9 protein-coding genes and 5 pseudogenes are annotated in these 19,201 nt (G+C 61.5%); 10 read left to right on the top strand and 4 right to left on the bottom strand.

Going from position 1 to position 19,201, the window contains the following annotated elements; genetic code table 11:
* The first annotated feature begins 88 nt into the window (after window positions 1-88).
* Window positions 89-1,114, top strand: a complete 1,026-nt coding sequence (locus tag WN982_RS14415) for an aldo/keto reductase (RefSeq protein WP_341312647.1) — start codon at window positions 89-91, stop codon at window positions 1,112-1,114.
* A gap of 139 nt (window positions 1,115-1,253) precedes the next feature.
* On the opposite strand, the gene WN982_RS14410 is transcribed toward WN982_RS14415, so the two are convergent.
* Both WN982_RS14410 and WN982_RS14405 read right to left on the bottom strand, forming a co-directional pair.
* Complete coding sequence (locus tag WN982_RS14410; protein WP_341312646.1) at window positions 1,254-2,150, bottom strand: SDR family oxidoreductase; 897 nt, start codon at window positions 2,148-2,150, stop codon at window positions 1,254-1,256.
* A 59-nt stretch (window positions 2,151-2,209) separates the two neighbouring features.
* Complete coding sequence (locus tag WN982_RS14405) at window positions 2,210-2,953, bottom strand: SDR family oxidoreductase (protein ID WP_341312645.1); 744 nt, start codon at window positions 2,951-2,953, stop codon at window positions 2,210-2,212.
* A 138-nt stretch (window positions 2,954-3,091) separates the two neighbouring features.
* On the opposite strand from WN982_RS14405, the pseudogene WN982_RS14400 reads away from it, so the two are divergent.
* From WN982_RS14400 to WN982_RS14390, 3 genes and pseudogenes are all read left to right on the top strand, one after another.
* Window positions 3,092-4,000 (top strand): annotated as a pseudogene (locus tag WN982_RS14400) (LysR family transcriptional regulator).
* A gap of 147 nt (window positions 4,001-4,147) precedes the next feature.
* Window positions 4,148-4,294, top strand: a pseudogene (locus tag WN982_RS14395) (LysR family transcriptional regulator); the annotation flags it as partial.
* 111 nt (window positions 4,295-4,405) lie between these two features.
* Window positions 4,406-4,714, top strand: coding sequence for a single-stranded DNA-binding protein (locus WN982_RS14390; RefSeq protein WP_341312644.1), 309 nt, complete (start codon window positions 4,406-4,408; stop codon window positions 4,712-4,714).
* 129 nt (window positions 4,715-4,843) lie between these two features.
* Here WN982_RS14390 and WN982_RS14385 read toward each other — a convergent pair whose 3' ends face one another.
* Entirely contained in the window at window positions 4,844-5,737 is an 894-nt protein-coding gene (locus WN982_RS14385) for a LysR family transcriptional regulator (protein ID WP_341312643.1), read from the bottom strand.
* 109 nt (window positions 5,738-5,846) lie between these two features.
* Here WN982_RS14385 and WN982_RS14380 point away from each other — a divergent pair.
* A pseudogene (locus tag WN982_RS14380) lies at window positions 5,847-6,184 on the top strand (DNA alkylation response protein); the annotation flags it as partial.
* Window positions 6,185-6,199: 15 nt separating this feature from the next.
* Here the strand turns inward: WN982_RS14380 and WN982_RS14375 are convergent.
* Window positions 6,200-6,927 (bottom strand): annotated as a pseudogene (locus WN982_RS14375) (IS5 family transposase).
* 225 nt (window positions 6,928-7,152) lie between these two features.
* On the opposite strand from WN982_RS14375, the gene WN982_RS14370 reads away from it, so the two are divergent.
* From WN982_RS14370 to WN982_RS14350, 5 genes and pseudogenes are all read left to right on the top strand, one after another.
* Window positions 7,153-8,517, top strand: a complete 1,365-nt coding sequence (locus WN982_RS14370; protein ID WP_341312642.1) for an MFS transporter — start codon at window positions 7,153-7,155, stop codon at window positions 8,515-8,517.
* 40 nt (window positions 8,518-8,557) lie between these two features.
* Window positions 8,558-9,139 (top strand): annotated as a pseudogene (locus WN982_RS14365) (mandelate racemase/muconate lactonizing enzyme family protein); the annotation flags it as partial.
* 596 nt (window positions 9,140-9,735) lie between these two features.
* Entirely contained in the window at window positions 9,736-11,259 is a 1,524-nt protein-coding gene (locus WN982_RS14360; protein WP_341312641.1) for an amino acid racemase, read from the top strand.
* A gap of 334 nt (window positions 11,260-11,593) precedes the next feature.
* Window positions 11,594-17,494: an excinuclease ABC subunit UvrA gene (gene uvrA / locus WN982_RS14355; RefSeq protein ID WP_348524566.1), complete on the top strand. Its 5,901-nt coding sequence runs from the start codon at window positions 11,594-11,596 to the stop codon at window positions 17,492-17,494.
* Between the two features lie 1,008 nt (window positions 17,495-18,502).
* On the top strand, window positions 18,503-19,168 hold the full coding sequence (locus WN982_RS14350; protein WP_341315798.1) for an energy transducer TonB: 666 nt from the start codon (window positions 18,503-18,505) through the stop codon (window positions 19,166-19,168).
* The last annotated feature ends 33 nt before the right edge of the window (window positions 19,169-19,201 follow it).

Genomic DNA, 19,201 nt, shown 5'->3' with positions numbered 1-19,201 from the left:
CGCGAGGCCGCGACGTGTCCGACGCGTTTATGCAGACGCGAGTAGACTGAACGTCCGTTTACGGCGGCTATGCCATGGAGATTCAGCAATGGAATACAGACATTTGGGTGCGTCCGGTTTCAAGGTGCCGGCGCTGAGTTTCGGCACAGGTACATTCGGTGGCAAGGGCGAGTTTTTCGAAGCCTGGGGGGCGACTGATGTCGCCGAAGCACGTCGTTTGATCGATATCTGCTTCGACGCGGGCGTCACCATGTTCGACAGTGCCGACATCTATTCGAACGGCGCGTCCGAGTCGGTGCTCGGCGAAGCGCTCAAGGGCAAGCGCGACAAGGCGATCATCTCGACCAAGGCGACGTTCCGCTTCGACGATGGTCCGAACAATGTCGGCTCGTCGCGTTTTCATCTGATTCAGGCAGTCGACGCGTCGCTCAAGCGCCTGCAAACCGACTACATCGACCTGTTCCAGTTGCACGGTTTCGACGCAAAAACGCCGATCGCCGAAGTCATGTCCACGCTCGACGATCTCGTGCGCGCCGGCAAGATCCGCTACACCGGCGTGTCGAACTTCTCCGGCTGGCACCTGATGAAATCGCAGGACACCGCGGATCGCTACGGCTATCCGCGCTACGTCGCGAATCAGACCTACTACTCGCTCGTCGGCCGCGATTACGAGTGGGAGTTGATGCCGCTCGGTGTCGATCAAGGCGTGGGCGCGGTGGTGTGGAGTCCGCTCGGCTGGGGCCGGCTCACCGGCAAGCTCAAGCGCGGCCAGCCGCTGCCGGATACGAGCCGTCTGCATAAAACCGCCGACATGGGGCCGCCGGTGCCGGACGAGTATCTGTTCCGCGTGCTCGACGCGATCGACGAGGTCGCCGCCGAAACCGGCAAGACGGTGCCGCAGATTGCACTGAACTGGCTGCTGCAACGTCCGACTGTGTCCACCGTGCTGATCGGCGCGCGCAACGAAGAACAGCTGCGGCAGAATCTCGGCGCGGTCGGCTGGAATCTGACGCCTGAACAGGTGGCCAGGCTCGACGCCGCCAGCGCGGTACGTCCGGCTTATCCGTACTGGCATCAGGAAGGATTTGGCGAACGCAATCCGAAGGTGGTTTAAGCACTTCGCAGTCAGCTCCAACGTGCTCCGGCCCGACGTCATTTAGTGAATTCGGCCGGAGTGGCAAAAAAGCAAGGGGACGCCACGGCTCGTGCATTACCTTTAGCGCCCCCAGCTACGCGCTCCCCGGTCATCGTGCTTAACGCTTGATCTTCGCTTCCAGCAAATCAGCCATGCCGATCCGCTTCGCAAAGTCGATGCGCACGCGCTCCGACACTTCGAGCACTTCGCGCGCGCCGTCGCCGACGAAGTCGATCACCGAGCGCATCGGCCGCTCGCCTGAAGGCAGCGCGACGATCCGCACGATTTCATCGGCGACTGCTTGCGGATCGGCATCGTCCGGCGTGAGCTCGGAGAGACGCTTGCCGATCTGATCCATCACGCCGTCATAGCGTGCGTACGCAGCGGCCCGTTCCGCGTCGGCCGGCTTGCCGGCGCTCGGAAAGTGCGCGGTGCCTTTGGTGAACGCCCCCGGCACGACGATCGCGGTTTCGATGCCGAAGCGCGCGATCTCGTAGGCGAGGGTCACCGCCAACGAATCCATCGCGGCCTTCGCGGCGCCGTAGGGGCCGAGGAACGGCGGGAAGCCGCCCTTGGTCGTCGTGCTGCTGATCCACAGCATCAAGCCGGCTTCCTGCTGGCGCAGATACGGCAGCACCGCACGGTTCACGCGCTGCGCGCCGAACAGGTTGGTGTCGAACACCTTCACCATCTCTTCGAGCGTGAACGCTTCGCTCGGTCCGACCACCAGATGCCCGGCGTTCTGCATCACCACGTCCAGACGTCCTTGCTCGCGGATGATCGTCGCCGCGGCAGTATCGGCGGAGTCTTGCGACAACACGTCGAGTTCGAGCGGATGCAACGGGATATCTTTCGCTTTGGCGAGCGCACGCAATTCGTCTGCGCGGGGCTTGTTGCGGCCCTCGACGTCGCGCATCGTCGCGTACACGATATGACCGGCTTCGGCCAATGACTGCGCGGTGAGCTTGCCGATGCCGGTACCCGCGCCCGTCACCAGGATGACGTTCTTCTTCATTTCGTTCTCCGATTCGATGAAGGTGATACGACGTTCAAAAGTGCTTTGAAAGAAGGGATTTAAGCCACGCCGCCGTTGGCGCGCAGGATCTGGCCGTTGACCCAGCCGGCGTCCGGACCGGCGAGGAACGACACCACCGAAGCGATATCGTCCGGCTGGCCGAGGCGTTGCAGCGGCGGCATCTTCGCGAAGGTCTGGATCTGTTCTTCGGTCTTGCCGTCGAGGAACAGCGACGTGGCGATCGGGCCCGGCGCGACTGCGTTGACGGTGATATTGCGGCCGCGCAGTTCCTTGGCGAACACGTGGGTGAATGCTTCGACTGCTGCCTTCGTGCCGTTGTAGATCGCATAGCCGGGCATGTTCAGCGCGAGCGTGGTGCTCGAGAAGTTGACGATGCGCCCGCCGTCGTTCACCCGGGCTGCGGCTTCACGCAAGGTGTTGAAGGTGCCGCGCACGTTGATGTCGAAGGTCTGGTTGTACACCGCGTCACTGGTATCGGCGAGCGGCACGGTCTTGAGCACGCCGGCGTTGTTGACCAGCACGTCCACTTTGCCGAGTTGCTGTTCGGTGGTCTCGAACATGCGGCGCACTTCGTCGGCCTTCGAGACGTCGGCCTTCACCGCGATCGCCTTGGCGCCGGCAGCCTTGAGTTCGGCGACCAGGGCGTCGGCTTCCGTCGAACTCGAGGCGTAGTTGACGGCAACCGCGAAACCGTCCTTGGCGAGGCGTTGCGCAACCGCTGCGCCGATGCCGCGGGATGCGCCGGTAACGATGGCGACTTGAGCGTTTTTGATCGTGTTCATGATTCGTTTCCTTCTGTGTGGTGGGTTGGTTAGCTGAATCATGGATGCTTTCGTCGCTGAGATAATCTGGCAAAAATTGGTATCATCATTCCATTTGCTTTAATAATTAACCGCTAGATCACCCCCTAGGCGTCAAACATGGATCGTTTCGAGGAAATGCGGGTGTTCGTGCGGATCGCCGAGCGGCAGAGTTTCACGCGAGCGTCAGATGATTTGCAGATTCCGCGCGCCACCGTCACCAACCTGATGAAGCGCATGGAACAGCGGCTCGGCGCGCGGCTCCTGGAGCGCACCACGCGCTCGGTGCGCCTCACGCACGACGGCGAGGCGTATTACCGGCGTTGCGTGCGGCTGATCGCCGATATGGAGGAGGCGGAAGGCTCGTTCACGAACATCGCGCCAAAGGGCTTATTGCGGGTGAATTTGCAGGGCACGCTGGCCCAGCACTTCGTCGTGCCGGCGCTGCCGGCGTTTCTCGCGCAGTTTCCCGAGATCGAGTTGACGATTGGCGAGGATGACCGGCTGGTCGATCTGGTGCGCGAAGGGATCGATTGCGTGCTGCGGGCGGGGAACCTGCAGGATTCGTCGATGGTGGGGCGGCGCGTAGCGCAACTGCCGCAAGTGACGGTAGCAAGCCCGGCCTATCTGGCGGGCTACGGCGAGCCTGAAGATCCGGTGGCGCTGTCCACGCACCGGGCTGTCAACTAGCTGTCGAGCGCGACCGGCAAGCCGGTGCCGCTCGAATTCACCGTGGACGGCCGCGCGAGTGCGGTGTATCTGCAAGCGGTGGTGTCGGTGACCGGCGCCGATCTCTACACCGGCTCGGCGGTGGCTGGCCTCGGTATCGTGCAGGTGCCGCAATACCGGGTGGCGGCAGAACTGGCGGCGGGGCGGCTGAAGATCATCCTGCCGGACTTTCCGCCGCCGCCGATGCCGGTGTCGGTGCTCTATCCACAGAACCGCCAGTTGTCGTCGCGCGTGCGCGTGTTTGCGCAGTGGCTGCGCGATATCTTCGAGTCCGCCGGCGCGGCAACCGGTTCGCCGTGAACGCGGGTTCAGACAAACGCGCTACGTGGTCCGAAGATGTTGATCAGATTGCCTTCCGGGTCGCGCAGCATGGTCGAGCTGCGCTCTGCGTTCAGCGGCTGATTGGCCCACATGAATTCCACGCCGTGCTGCGTGAGCGTGGCGGTGGCCGATCCGCGCGAGCCGAATGTGCTGTATGTCGCGTGGCGCGGCGATCATGAGGGGCGCGCGTTGCAGTGGTGGCTGGAGCAGTTGCGGCAGCCGCGGTTGGCTAAGCGCCTTGTGACGGGTGTCGATATGGTCATTGGCGCGTGACGCGCGGTTGATTCTTTGTTTCGTGCGGGCGGTGTCGTTTCTCGTGGGATCATATGCGTCGTGCTGGCGATTTTGCTTTTTGCACGGTCAGCGGAAAAGAGGAGCAGGGCGATGATCGATGGACTGGTGGGCGGGCGGTTGTACGGCGAGGCGCAGATTCGCACAGGGCAGAATGGCAAACGGTTTGTGACCTGCAAGGTGCGGGCTACCACCAACGATGGGGATACGATTTTTGTTAATGTGATTGCGTTTGATGATGATGTGCAAAGTGGACTGCTGGCGCTTGGGGATGCCGATAGTGTCGCCCTGAGCGGGGCGTTGACGCCCAAGGTTTGGACTGACAAGAATGGCTTGGTCAAGCCGGCAATGGATATGGTTGCACACAAGGTGCTGGCGGTTCATGGTTTGCAGGACGATTAGGGTTGGTGTTGTTTTTGGCTTTGGTGTTGGTTGTTGGTTGTTTGCCTACGCCGTAGGCGTACAACCAAAAGCGCCACCTAGGCAAAACGCCGTAGGCATACAACCAAAAGCACCGCGCAGGCAAAAAAATCACTTATTAAACTTCACAGTAGCGCCCTCAAGATACTCGACAAACCGATCCGCCACAGGCTCCGACTCGCCAGCCCTCCGCAGGAGCAAAACCTGCGAAAGCAGCGTCTCCCCCCGCAGGGGCAAAAAACAGACCCGTGGGTCCTGCACCTGCCGTAAGGTAAAAGGCACCAACGCCACGCCCATCCCAAACCCGACCATCGTGACAACGGTCTGCCATAACCGCGCCTCATGGCGAATCAACGGACTAAACCCGACCCCCACGCACTGCGCGATGATCAAATCGTGATAATGCGGTGACACCGTGCGCGGAAACAGAATAAACGGCTCCTGCGCCAATCCGCGCAAATCGATCTTGCGCTGCCGCGCCAGCGGATGATCCACCGGCAGGCAACACAAAAAAGGCTCAGAAAAAATCGGCGCCGAAATCACGTCAGAAGGAAAATTGCCCCAATGCGCGCATCCCATATCGATCTGCATCCGCTGAATCGCATGCACCTGCTCGCTGGTGTTCATCTCCTTCAACACGATCTCGACACTCGGGTAGTCAGCCTCGAACCGGCTCACCGCCTGCGGCATACCGCGATACAACATCGAATTCACAAAGCCGATCCGCAGACGCCCAGCGAGCCCATGCGCCGAGCGCACTGTGATGCGTTCCGCTTCGCCAGCCTGCAATAACAGCCGGCGCGCTTCGCCAAGCAACGCCTGCCCGGCGTTCGTCAACGCGACCGTCTTGTTGGTGCGCGCCAGCAATTGCACGCCGAGCTGCTCCTCGAACTTGCGGATGTCGAAACTCAACGCCGGCTGCGATATGAATAGCCGCTTGGCCGCGCGGCCGAAGTGCAACTCCTCGGCGACCGCCACGAAATAGCGCAATTGCTTCAGGTCCACAATTGTCTCCGGTTCTTCCATCGATAAGTAACATCTATCGTACTGGATATAAGTTGTATTAGACGATTATCGAAGTCGCTTCTATGCTCCTTCCACAAAGGAGGCACGCATGAGCGAAATCACATCGCAGCCGGCACCCGGCTCGTCCAATATTCCCGACAGCCGGGGCATCAACTTCTTTACCAGCGACCCGGACTTTGCCCGTCTGCTCGAACTGCATCTCGGCGACGAGCTGTATCAGGAACTCGAATGCCAACTCATCGCGCTGGGCCAGCGGGTGTCGGACGAACTCGACGTCTGGGCGCTCTCCGCCGACAAGAATCCGCCGCAATTGTGCGGCATCGCACGCGGCGCGGCGAAGCGCTGCAAAGCATCGACAAACATCCCGATTACGTCGCGCTGGAGCGTGTCGCCTACGCGGAATTGGGTTTGGCGTCGATGAGTCATGACACTAGGGTCTGTTCACATTTTCACCAGCGGTCCAAACGCACAGGCAAGCGATGCAAACACGAGGTAGCTGTCGGCGAGCTTGTCATATCGAGTGGAGACACGGCGAAAATGCTCGATGCGGTTAAAGAAGCGTTCCACAAGGTTGCGCGTGCGGTACAGCGTGCGGCTGTAGCGACGCTTCGTCTTGCGATTCGAGCGCGGCGGGATAACGACCTTCGCCCGGGTAGCACGAATAGTCTGCACGAAGGCGTCGGCGTCGTAACCCTTGTCCGCGATAACCGCTTTTGCGCGCAGGTGCTCGATCAGTTCGTTTGCACACGAGATGTCGGCAACCTGTTCTTCGGTGACGATCAGTCGCAACGGGCGGCCGGCTGCATCAACGGCCAGATGCAGTTTCGTACTCAACCCACCGCGCGATCGACCGAGCGCTTGCGGACCACTTTTTTTGATGCCCCGGCCGAATGCTGGTGCGCCCTTACGATGGTCGAATCGATCAGGATGTGTTCGATTTCCGTTTTGCCTGCGACTGCGTGCGCGACCCGCTGCCAGACGCCTTTGCGTCGCCAGCGTGAGAAACGCATGTACGTCGTGTGCCACCGGCCGAACTCTGCTGGCAGATCGCGCCATGGGCTGCCCGTGCGACCGATCCATAGCACCGCTTCGAGAAACCAGCGATTGTCGGCAGCCGTTCGACCGCGGTCGCCTTCCTTGCCGGGCAGAATGGGTTCGACTTTTTCCATACCTCGTCGCCCAGTAGTGTTCGGATCATCCTGCCTCGCTTGCACAAAGAGCAGGATGTAAACACATTTCAGCAAATGTAAACAGACCCTGGTGAACTGTCGCGTGCCGGGACAGCAATCAACGGCACGCGTCTTTCCTGAAACCCGCAGCAAAACCCATAACCAAACCATATTGGAGACCCGGCAAACCGGTAGACCGGCGCTGTGTCTCTCAGGAGCGCTCAAGTGTCGTCTCAGCCCGTTCGAACTACCGCGTCGCTCGCTTTAAGCGAGCACAAAGCCGCACTGCAAAACAGCAAGGCGCAACGCTACCTGCAGCTCATGTTGCTGGTGCTGGCAGCCGGTGCAATTTACCCGATTCTGTATCTGCGGCAGGTCTATCAGTCGACGATGCTCGACGTGTTTCACATCACCGATAGTCAGCTTGGCTATCTGTATTCGTCGCTGGGCACGATTTTTCTGTTGAGTTATCTGCCGAGCGGTTGGCTCGCCGATCGCATCGCGCCGCGCCTGTTGATCTGCTTTTCGCTGATCGCAACCGGCGTGCTGGGCTTGTGGTATTCGACCGCGCCGTCGTTCCAGGTGCTGATGGTGATCTTCGGCGGCTGGGGTTTGTCGACCGGATTGACGTTCTGGGCCGCCGTCATCAAGCGCGTGACGATGATCGCCGGCACGCATGAGCAGGGCCGCTTCTTCGGCTTGCTCGACGGCGGGCGAGGCCTGATCGAAGCGATGCTCGCGACCGTCGCGATCACGCTGTTCGCATGGTTCACGCAAACCAGGGGCGAGCCGGTTGCGGCCGGTTTCAAGCTGGTCGTCTATATGTACGCGTTTCTTTGCATCGCGCTCGGTGTGGTACTCGCGCTGATCAAAGACCCGCAAGGCGCCGCCGTGATCAATCGCGCTGCGCGCAAACGCAGCAACGTGCTGGTCGATCTGAAAACGCTCGCGACGATTCCCGAGTTATGGCTCGTCGCTGCAATCGTGTTCTGCGGCTATCAGGTGTTCTGGGCGACCTACAGTTTCTCCGCGTATCTGCATGAAGGCGAGATCGGTTTGACGGTGGTGATGGCCGGCACGATCACCACACTCATGCTGTGGATGCGGCCGATCGGCGGCATCGGCGGTGGCTTTCTCTGCGACCGTTATTCGAAGGTGTCGGTGCTGGTGATTGCGCTCTTTCTCGCGGCGTTGTCGCTGCTTGGTCTGATGGCGGCGCCGCGCATTTCCAGCCACGTGCTGCTGGTGTTCCTCGTGCTGTTCATCGGTATTCTGACGTACGCAATTAGTGGCCTGTCCTGGTCGCTGCTGGATCGCTGCAACATCCCCGTCGAAACGATGGGGCTCGCGATCGGCCTGATCTCCGTGCTCGGTTATTCGCCGGACGTGTTCCTGCCGCTGATCAACGGCTATCTGACGCAGAACTTCCCGGGCGTCTTCGGTTACCAGCTTTATTTCGGCTATGTGGCCGGAATGGCGGCGCTCGGCGGCTTCGCCGGCCTTGCGCTGAGAAACATGCATGGGATCGGAGTAAGCGCTAAAGCGCTAACTCCGATCGACAGCTTTGCATGGGACCGGAGTAAGCGCTAAAGCGCTAACTCCGATCGACACAGGAAAGGAGGGTGCGTAAATGAAAGTTGTCTCGCTTGAAACGCATGTCGTTGCCGTACCGCCGCCGCATCTCGGCGGCATGTACTGGATTTTCGTCAAACTGAAGACCGACTGCGGTATTGAAGGAGTCGGCGAAATCTATTCGGCGACATTCCATCCGAACGCGATGACCCACATCATCGACGATGTATTCGGCCGCTATCTGCTCGATAAGGATCCGCACCATATCGAGCGGCTCTGGCGCGAAGCGTATTCGAGCGGCTTCACGCAACGCCCCGATCTGACGATGATGGGTGTGGTGAGCGGGCTGGAAATGGCGTGCTGGGACATCGTCGGCAAGGCCGCGAACAAGCCGGTCTATGAACTGCTCGGCGGGATGGTGAACCAGCGTCTGCGTTCGTACACCTATCTCTATCCGAAGAACAGCCGCGGCGAATACGACTACGACGATCCCGACCTCGCCGCCGAATGCGCGGCCGAGAACGTGAAGCGTGGCTTCACGGCGGTCAAGTTCGATCCGGCCGGGCCGTACACGGCGTACTCGGGGCATCAACTGTCGATGGAAGTGCTCGACCGCTGCGAAACCTTCTGCCGCAAGGTGCATTCAAGGTTGCCATAACGGCCTGCGTCCGCAAACTCATCGTCACGCTCAACGCCATGGTCCACAACTCGACACCCTGGAGACCATCGGCTGACTGACTTCCGGCAGGGTTGCGTCTGGCTGTTGCGCTTTTAACGCAAGCATTCACGCCGCCCATGCCCACCTTCTGCAGGTTGCTCAATCGTGCGGGTCGCGAGGATTACGCGCGCCCACAAAATGCTCTCCACGACCGACAATTCGCACCTTGAGGGACAGCTCGCCGCTTGACTTCCAATACGGTTGCTTTTCTTTGCGGCAGGCGCCCCGAAGGAAGTCCACTTGGTGGACAAAGAAAAGTAGGTGCCTCCCCGCACAGGGGGAAAGCTAATAAACCAATATCAATTCAAGGAAAGGCCAACGCCGTAGGCAGACAGACGATGCCGCCGCCAAAGGCAAAAAGAACAGGAAAAAACCACCGTCGCGGGCACACAGAACATGAGCGCCGCGGAGGCAAAAATCAACGTTAACCCCATGTAATACAACACACCCATAATGTCATCCTCAACCGCGCAAAAGCGACCTAATATCAAAGCCAACTGAACCGACGGGAGTCATCTATGCAACGCTATCGTTCGCTGGGCATAGTGACCGGTGCGGCGCCGCTAGCGAGCGCCGACGTATTGAGCAAGATGACCGCCATCTGGCGAAGATCTCACACCGCGGAGCGATTCGACCTCGTGCCCGAGCAGCACGCCTGGCATGGCCAGGCTTCAGTCACCGCGGTGAACGCCGCATTCAAAATCCACGTATTCGACACTATCCGCGCATTCGAAAAACGCGGAGTCGATGCAATCGTATTGCCGTGCTTTCTCAGTCATACCTTCATCGACGAACTGACAGCGAACGTGTCCCTCCCGATTGCCGACATCATGACGGCGCTTTCGATCCACGTGCGGCAAACCTTCCCCTCAGTCCGGCACATCGGTGTACTGACCTCCGATTACATACGCTGCAACGGTCTCTTCGAGCGCTACTTCGACGCGGAGCAGTTCGACGTGCTGCATCCGCGCAACGAGCATGGCGTGGATTGCGTCACAAGCGCAGTGTCTGGCAACGACGGTATCAAAAGCGGCTGTCTCTACGGCCGGCCAGTGGAGTTGCTGCGTGCCGCCTGCGCGGATCTCGCGGCGCAAGGCGCGCAAATCATTCTGCCGGGGCTCGCCGAAATCGCCATGGTCGCGCGCGCGCTCGGAACGCTGGACGTGCCGCTGGTCGACGCCAATCTGGTCTACGCGCGCTATGTTGCGGCGGCGCAATTCCCGCAGCCGCAGCGGCGCTTCAAGGTGGGCGTGCTGGGCGGCGTCGGACCGGCGGCGACTGTCGATTTCATGGCGAAGCTGGTGCGCAACACGCCAGCCGAGCGCGATCAGGATCACATCAAGGTCATGGTCGAGCAGAATCCGCAGATTCCGGATCGCACCGAATCCCTGCTCGGCAACGGCGGCGATCCGACGCTCGCCCTTTATGCGGCCTGCAGGACGCTGGAAGAAGGTGGCGCCGACATCATCGCGATTCCGTGCAATACCGCGCATGCGTTTGTCGAACGGATCCAGCCTTCGCTGAACATTCCGATCGTCAATATGCTGACCTGTACCGTCGATTATCTGCGCGAAGCGTTCCCGAGCCTGCGCGAAGTCGGCATGCTGGCGACTTCGGGCACACTCGCAAGCCGCGTCTACGAGAGAGCGCTCGAAGCGCGCGGCCTCGTGCAGGTCGCGCCGACCGCGGCGGCACAGGCGCGGCTGATGAACGCTATCTACGGGCGCAATGGCGCCAAGGCCGGCTATATGTCGGGCGAGTGCAGCGACGACGTCGCCGCGGCGGTCGACGATCTGGTCGCCCAAGGCGTGCAAGTGATCGTACTGGGCTGCACCGAACTGCCGCTGCTGCTGCGCGGCTCGACGCTGGCGCGGCCCGGCGGACTGGTGGTGCGGCTGGTCGATCCGACCGACGTGCTGGCGAGACGCTGCGTGGCTTGTGCGCTGGGCGGGAGCAGAGCGGCAGATGATTCGGCCGATGCTCCGGCCGATTCGGCAGTTTCGGCGATGGACCGGCTCAGCGTGGCGAGCGTTTACGGCTAGATCAGACTTGCGCCGCGTTCAACGCTGGGCGGGCGATGGCGTCCCTTGATCCCCTGCGCAAACAGCCACTTTCCATGGCTCTACGCCAACTTTTCGAACCGGCACATCCCTTGCCGAGCGACTGACCGGCGTGCGTCCAGCGTCGCCCGTCATTGCCGGAACCGGTACGGCAGCGCAACCGCGTCGTGTCATGGAAAACTGTATAAATATACAGTATAGTATCCCGCTGCAACCTGGCCTTCGGCGTGTCATCCCGCCAGCCGGGGTGCCCCGAACTTGCGCGGTCGCGAGGCGTCCGTGAGAGGTGGCCCACTCATTCAGACGGTCGGATAAATTGGCATCTAACGGCATTATCAAGATTCGCGGCGCGCGTCAGCACAACCTGAAGAACGTCGATCTCGACGTGCGAACCGGCGAAATGACGGTCGTCACCGGCCCCTCCGGTTCCGGCAAGTCGAGCCTCGTGTTCGACACGCTGTACGCGGAAGGGCAGCGGCGCTACGTCGAAACCTTCAGCGCTTACGCCCGGCAGTTTCTCGACCGCATGGATCGGCCGCAAGTCGACCGTGTCGATGGCGTACCGCCCGCCATCGCGATCGACCAGACCAATCCGGTGCGCAGCTCGCGCTCCACAGTCGGTACGATGACCGAGCTCAATGACCACCTCAAGTTGCTCTACGCGCGGGCGGCCGAGCTGTTCGATCGCAAGACCGCCCAGCAGGTGCGCCACGACACGCCGGAGACGATTTACGCCGATCTGCAGGCGCGCGTCGCGGAGCACGATCCGCGGCTGGTCGTCACGTTCCCGGTCGAGTTGCCGGAGTCCGCGTCCGAGCAGGAAGTCGAGCAATGGTTGTCCGCGAGCGGCTACACGCGCGTGCAGGCGCAGCGCGAAGTCGATTCGCCCACCGGCAGGCGCAAGCTGCTCGACGTGGTGGCCGACCGCTTCCGCTTGCGCCAGGTCGACAAGCAGCGGGTGGTCGAAGCGATCGAGGCGTCGCTCAAACGCGGCGGCGGCCGCGTCAACATCTACGTGCTGCCTCCCACGTCGGACGCGCCGCAAGCGACGCCTGAAACGAATGCGGTCGAGCCGCAAATCTGGCGGTTTTCCACCGGTCTGCACAACCCCGAAAGCGATCTGCGTTACGCCGACCCGCAGCCGGCGCTGTTCTCGTTCAACTCGGCGTACGGCGCGTGCGAAGTCTGCCGCGGTTTCGGCCGGGTGATCGGCGTCGATCTGGGTCTCGTGATCCCTGACGCGCGCAAGACGCTGAGCGAAGGCGCGATCAAGCCGATGCAAACACCGGCCTGGAAGGAATGTCAGGACGATCTGATGCGCTACGCCGCGAAAGCCGATATCCGGCGCGGCACGCCGTGGGGCGAACTGACGGACGCCGAGCGCGACTGGGTCATCAACGGGTCGCCCGACTGGAACGGCAAGTGGCAAAGCCATTGGTACGGCGTCAAACGCTTCTTCGAATATCTCGAATCGAAAGCGTACAAGATGCACATTCGCGTGCTGCTGTCGAAGTACCGCAGCTATACACCGTGCGAAACCTGCGGCGGCGCGCGTCTGAAATCGGAATCGCTGTTGTGGCGCCTCGGCAGCAAAGCGAATGCCGACGAGGTGCTCGCGCCCGAGCGGCGCTTCATGCCACGCGGCGTCGACTGGCGGCGCGCGCAACTCGAGGCGTTGCCGGGTCTGACCGTGCACGATCTGATGTTGCTGCCGATCGAGCGCATCCGGCGTTTCTTCGACGGGATCAGCCTGCCGAGCGCGTTGCTCGACGACGCGCTCAAGCTGCTGCTCGCCGAAGTGCGTACACGCCTCAAATATCTGTGCGACGTCGGCCTGGGTTATCTGACGCTCGACCGGCAAAGCCGCACGCTGTCGGGCGGCGAGGTGCAGCGGATCAACCTCACCACTGCGCTCGGCACGTCGCTGACCAAAACGCTGTTCGTGCTCGACGAGCCGAGCATCGGCCTGCATCCGCGCGATCTGAACCGGATCGTCGAGGCGATGCATCGGCTGCGTGACGCGGGCAATACGCTGGTGGTGGTCGAACACGATCCGTCGGTGATGCTCGCGGCTGACCGCCTGATCGACATGGGCCCCGGGCCGGGCGAACGCGGCGGCTCGATCATTTACGACGGTGCGCCCGAGGCAATCCGTTCATCCGGCACGCTGACCGGCGAGTACCTCGGCGGGCGCCGGCATGTGGCGGACGCGGCACACTGGTCGCAGCGTCCGGTGGATGCAAGCACGCCGCGCATCGTGCTCGAAGGCGCGACCCAACACAATCTGCGCGACGTCACGGCCGAGATCCCGTTGCAACGCCTCGTCTGCGTAACAGGCGTGTCGGGTTCGGGCAAATCCACCTTGCTGCAAGACGTTTTGTATCCGGCCATGGCGCGGTACTTCGGCCTCGCCACCGAGTCGCCCGGCGCATTCAGGAGCCTGACGGGCGCAGACCAGGTCACAGACGTCGTATTCGTCGACCAGTCGCCGATCGGCAAAACCGCGCGCTCGAATCCGGCCAGTTACGTCGGCGCATTCGACGAAATCCGTAAGCTGTTCGCCAAGGCGCCGCTCGCGAAACAACGCGGTTACGGCCCCGGCATGTTCAGCTTCAACTCGGGTGACGGACGCTGCCCGACCTGCGGCGGCTCGGGTTTCGAGCACATCGAAATGCAGTTCCTGAGCGACGTGTATTTGCGCTGTCCGGATTGCGATGGCCGCCGTTATCGAGCCGAACTGCTCGAAGTGAAAATCGAGCGCGGCGGGCCGGCGCGCGCATTGAGCATTGCCGACGTGCTGGAATTGACGGTGAGCGAAGCCACCGCATACTTCGCGAAAGATGCCGAAGTATTGCGCGTGCTGCAGCCGATCATCGACGTGGGTCTTGAATACGTGAAGCTCGGCCAGCCGGTGCCCACACTATCCGGTGGCGAAGCGCAACGGCTCAAACTCGCCGGTTTCCTTGCGGAATCGGCGCAGACACCTACCGCACGCAGCGCAAAACAGGCAACCCCGAAACGTCTTTTCATGTTCGACGAGCCGACCACCGGTCTGCATTTCGACGATATCGCCAAGCTGATGCAGGCGTTCGGCAAGCTGCTCGCGAGCGGCCATTCGCTGATCGTGATCGAACACAATCTCGACGTGATCCGCGCGGCCGACTGGCTGATCGATCTCGGCCCTGAAGGCGGGGACGGCGGCGGCCGGGTGCTGTGCGCGGGTACGCCGGAAGACGTCAAACGTTGCGCCGAGTCGCACACCGGCGAGGCACTGCTGCAATACGATCGCGCGATGAGCGCCGCGGCCGAGCCCTCGTCGCAAGGCATTCCGCTGCAGAAGGCGCTGAGCGCGGCGCGTGCGCGCCGGGCGATCGAAGGCGAGGACGTAGTGCGCATCGTCAATGCGCGCGAGCACAATCTGAAGGCGCTCGACGTCGATATTCCGCACGGCAAGTTCAACGTGATCACCGGCGTGTCCGGTTCGGGCAAGTCCACGCTGGCCTTCGACATTCTGTTCCACGAAGGGCAGCGCCGTTACCTCGAATCGCTGAACGCCTACGCAAGGTCGATCGTGCAGCCGGCCGGGCGCCCCGAAGTGGACGCGGTGTACGGCATTCCGCCCACCGTCGCGATCGAGCAGCGTCTGTCGCGCGGTGGCCGCAAGAGTACGGTGGCGACCACGTCGGAAGTGTGGCACTTCCTGCGCCTGCTGTATGTGAAGCTCGGTCTGCAGCATTGCATTCACGACGGCACGCCGGTCACGTCCCAGAGCGTCGAATCGATTGCCGCGCAATTGTTGCGGGATCACAAAGGCGAGCACGTCGGCTTCCTCGCGCCGCTGGTCGTGAACCGCAAGGGCGTCTATACCGACCTCGCGAAGTGGGCGAAAGCACGTGGCAATACGCATCTGCGCGTGGACGGCGAGTTCGTGCCGGTTGACCCGTGGCCGAAGCTCGATCGCTTTCGCGAGCACACGATCGAGCTGCCGGTGGCCGACATTGTCGTCTCGCCGGATAACGAAACCGAACTGCGCCGCGCGCTCGACGAAACGCTCGAAATCGGCAAGGGGGTGATGCATCTGCTCGCGCCGCTCGACGGCTTGCACGACGCGATCAGCGGCGGCCATCCTACCGCTACGCTCGGTGCCGTGAAGGTGCTGTCCACCAAACGCGCGTGTCCGGTATGCGGCACCAGTTATCCCGAGCTCGACCCGCGCATGTTCTCGTACAACAGCAAGCATGGCTGGTGTACTACCTGCGTCGGCACGGGCCTCACGCTGACGCGCGAACAACGCGCGGCGTACGACGACACCGTGATCGTCGACGACAATCGCGGCCGCGAGCAAAGCTTGCCGTCGGAGGAGCAGGAGCCGGAAGGTCTCGTCGACGAACCGTGTCCCGATTGCGCCGGCACGCGTCTGAATCCGACCGCGCGAGCGGTCACGTTCGACGCGCACGCGATCGTCGATGTCGCGCAATGGACGGTGTCCGATACGCGCGCCTGGATCGACGCGTTGGAGATGACCGGCCGCGATGCGGAGATCGCACGCGACGTGGTCAGCGAAATCGGCAGCCGCCTGCAATTCCTCGAAGAAGTCGGGCTCGGCTATCTGAGTCTCGATCGCGCGGCGCCGAGTTTGTCGGGTGGCGAAGCGCAGCGCATCCGGCTCGCCGCGCAGCTGGGCAGCAATCTGCAAGGCGTGTGTTATGTGCTGGACGAACCCACCATCGGTTTGCATCCGCGCGACAACCAGATTCTGCTGAACGCGTTGCGCAAGCTGGGCGAGAAGGGCAATACGTTGGTGGTGGTCGAACACGACGAAGACACCATTCGGCGTGCCGATCACATCATCGATATCGGGCCGGGTGCGGGCAAGCGCGGCGGCACGCTCGTCGCGCAAGGCAGTGTTGCCGATCTGTCGGCGCAGCCCGATTCGCTGACCGGACAGTTTCTCGCGCAGCCGATCGTGCATCCGTTGCAACCGCGTCGCAAGGTGGTCGCGCCGACCAAACGCGCAGCAGCCGTGCCGGAGAACTGGCTGACGGTGCATGGCGGCAAGCTGCACAACCTGCGCAACGTGACGGTCGGCATTCCGCTATCGCGGCTGGTCGCGGTGACGGGTGTGAGCGGTTCGGGCAAGTCGACGCTCGCGCGCGATGTGTTGATGGCCAATCTGCTGGATGCGGTCGGGCGCTCGGTGCTGTCGTCGCCGGCTACGCGGCGTGCGCGCGCTGCGGCTGCTCAGGAGCAACCGGTGACGAACCGGCGCTCTAGCGTATTGGCGCGTACCGCACCGCGTGCACCGCTCAATGTCACGCACGCATGGCAGGGATGTGATGCGGTCACCGGCTGGGAAACCATCGACCGTGTGCTCGAAGTCGACCAGACCCCGATCGGCAAAACACCGCGCTCGTGTCCGGCGACCTACATCGGCGTGTGGGATGCGATCCGCAAGCTGTTCGCCGGCACGCTCGAAGCGCGCGCGCGTGGCTATACGGCGTCGCGTTTCTCGTTCAACACCGGTGAAGGCCGCTGTCCCGTTTGCGAAGGACAAGGCGTGCGCACCATCGGCATGAGCTTCCTTCCCGACGTGAAAGTGCCGTGCGACGTTTGCCACGGTCAACGCTTCAATCCGGAGACGCTTGCGGTCACGTGGCGTGGCAAGAACATCGGCGACGTGCTGACAATGGAAATCGACGAGGCCGTCGAGTTCTTCGCACCGATCTCCAACATCGCACATCCATTGCAATTGATGAAGGATGTCGGGCTCGGTTATCTGACGCTCGGTCAGCCGTCGCCTACGTTGTCGGGCGGCGAAGCACAGCGCATCAAGTTGGTCACCGAATTGAGCAAAGTGCGCGACGACATCACGCGACGTGGCCAGAAGCCGCCTCATACGCTGTACGTGCTGGATGAACCGACCGTCGGTTTGCATATGGCGGATGTCGCGAAGCTGATTCGCGTGCTGCACCGTCTCGCGGACGGTGGCCATAGCGTTGTGGTGATCGAGCACGATCTCGACGTGATTGCAGAGGCGGACTGGATCATCGACCTGGGGCCGGAAGGTGGTGTTGGCGGCGGGACAATCGTCGCTGCTACGGATCCCGAAGGACTTTCTCGCGTAGCCGAAAGCCACACCGGCGCAGCGCTACGGCCTGTCCTGGCGCGAACGCATAGCGGTGTTGCAATGGTGGCGGGCGAGGGAACGAACGGTTGAACGGCGGAGCGGGGCAGTGGATATTGCTCCGCTCCTGTTCGCCTAAGTGCACGAGACGTGAGGCGAAAGATTCGCTTGCGCCACGGCCGTTCCAGGAGCTGTCAAAGCTGTGACGCGGCTATCGCCACCAGTTTGCCGGGCATTATCTCGTGCGTCGGCAATATGTAATTTTTATCAATAACTTTGTAATTAAACGAAAGAAGTAGGTGAAATGCCGATTTAGAGTGTCGTAAATACCGCTAAAAAAAATTTTCGAACGCGGTTTTCCTTCTGCTATGTTCTCGCCTCCGGCCCCGGGTTCATTCGTCACGGTCGATCATCAACTCAGGATACTGTTTGCGATCCGCCCCGTTGCCTTGCAACCATCGCAGGAAGCCCGTCCGACGGGTCTTCCGTCTGCGATTCCCCGCTCTCCGTGGATGGTTCCGGGTGTGCCGGCAACGCCGGAATATTGGCTTTGTCCCACGCTATCGCCTTCAAGAAAGACGCGCTTACGTCTGTTCCATACGCGCCTACTCTTCTAAAGCGACGTAAATGAGGCGCTAATTAGAGTTATCACTCTAAACTTAGTATGCTCTCATCAAAAAAAGTTTGACCGTGGATTTTTTGTCCTGCTATCTTTGCCTCCCATGAAACGCAGCTGACTTTGACGCAGAACGGCTCGCAAGCCGCAGCGCACCTCGATCAGACTATCTGCTGCACACATGAAAGCGGAAATGACGGAATCGAATTAGATCTATTAGTACTTCTACTTAGATAGATATTCCGTGGCCTGCGAAGAGCCGATGCGCTGCTTCAGGTTTTGTATGTGTCATCGAATCTCAGTTGGGCAGTGCAGCATAAATTTTGGACTGCAAATTAAAACTGCAATCGATGGCCGTGATTGACTGAAGCGAACGTTGTTTGCGGTATGTAAGCGCGCTGCAGGTACAGAAATGGACGGTTCACGCCGGAGGAGTAAAGGTGGGTACGAAAGTTGAAGGGCAATTTCCGGCAGCAGTGGCCAGGATGGAGAGGCCAGGACGCCCGCGCGAGTTTGGGCGTAAGCAGCAAAACCCCGTACGCCGCTTCGGCGGTATCGCAGTCGTTCTGCTCCTGCACATCGTGTTGATCTACGCGCTCATCAATGGCCTCGCCACCAAGGTCGTGCAGGTCATCCAGCATCCCATCGAAACGAAAATCATCGAGCCGGTAAAGCCGCCTCCGCCGCCGCCATTGCCGACCGTGCAATTGCCGCCGCCGAAGTTCGCACCGCCGCCGCCGCCGTTCGTGCCGCCGCCGGAAGTGCAGGTGCAGACGCCGCCGCAGCCGACCATCACACACCAGGCCGCACCGGTCGTGTCGGCACCTGCCGTGGCGCCGCCCGCACCGCCGGCACCTCCCGCGCCGGCCAAGCCCGTGAGCGCCGAAGTAGGGGTTGTGTGCCCGAACTCGGATCAGATCCGTTCGTCGATCCGTTACCCGAAGGAAGCGCAGGAAAACAACGTGACGGGTGATGTGCTGATTGAATTCGTAGTCGACGCGCAGGGCCATATTACGAATGAACGCGTTGCCAGGTCTGCGGACGATTCCTCACTCGATCGCGCAGCGTTCAACGCGGTCAAGCAGTTCACGTGCGTTTCCCAAGGCCAGGCTGTCCGTGTGCAAGTTCCGTTCTCGTTCAACTTGAACTGAATCCACAGGCTGTTCGGTACCGGTAGCGATTTA

The organism is Paraburkholderia sp. IMGN_8 (genome assembly GCF_038050405.1).
Classification (GTDB): Bacteria; Pseudomonadota; Gammaproteobacteria; order Burkholderiales; family Burkholderiaceae; genus Paraburkholderia.
Note: the sequence above shows the minus strand (reverse complement) of the source record. Positions and strands in the feature narration are given on the sequence as shown.

What these genes read in the sequence shown, in the direction of transcription:
- WN982_RS14415 (WP_341312647.1), top strand. Translation starts at nt 89, where the DNA reads ATGGAATACAGACATTTGGGTGCGTCCGGTTTCAAGGTGCCGGCGCTG.
- WN982_RS14410 (WP_341312646.1), bottom strand. Translation starts at nt 2,150, where the DNA reads ATGAAGAAGAACGTCATCCTGGTGACGGGCGCGGGTACCGGCATCGGC.
- WN982_RS14405 (WP_341312645.1), bottom strand. Translation starts at nt 2,953, where the DNA reads ATGAACACGATCAAAAACGCTCAAGTCGCCATCGTTACCGGCGCATCC.
- WN982_RS14390 (WP_341312644.1), top strand. Translation starts at nt 4,406, where the DNA reads ATGATCGATGGACTGGTGGGCGGGCGGTTGTACGGCGAGGCGCAGATT.
- WN982_RS14360 (WP_341312641.1), top strand. Translation starts at nt 9,736, where the DNA reads ATGCAACGCTATCGTTCGCTGGGCATAGTGACCGGTGCGGCGCCGCTA.
- WN982_RS14350 (WP_341315798.1), top strand. Translation starts at nt 18,503, where the DNA reads ATGGAGAGGCCAGGACGCCCGCGCGAGTTTGGGCGTAAGCAGCAAAAC.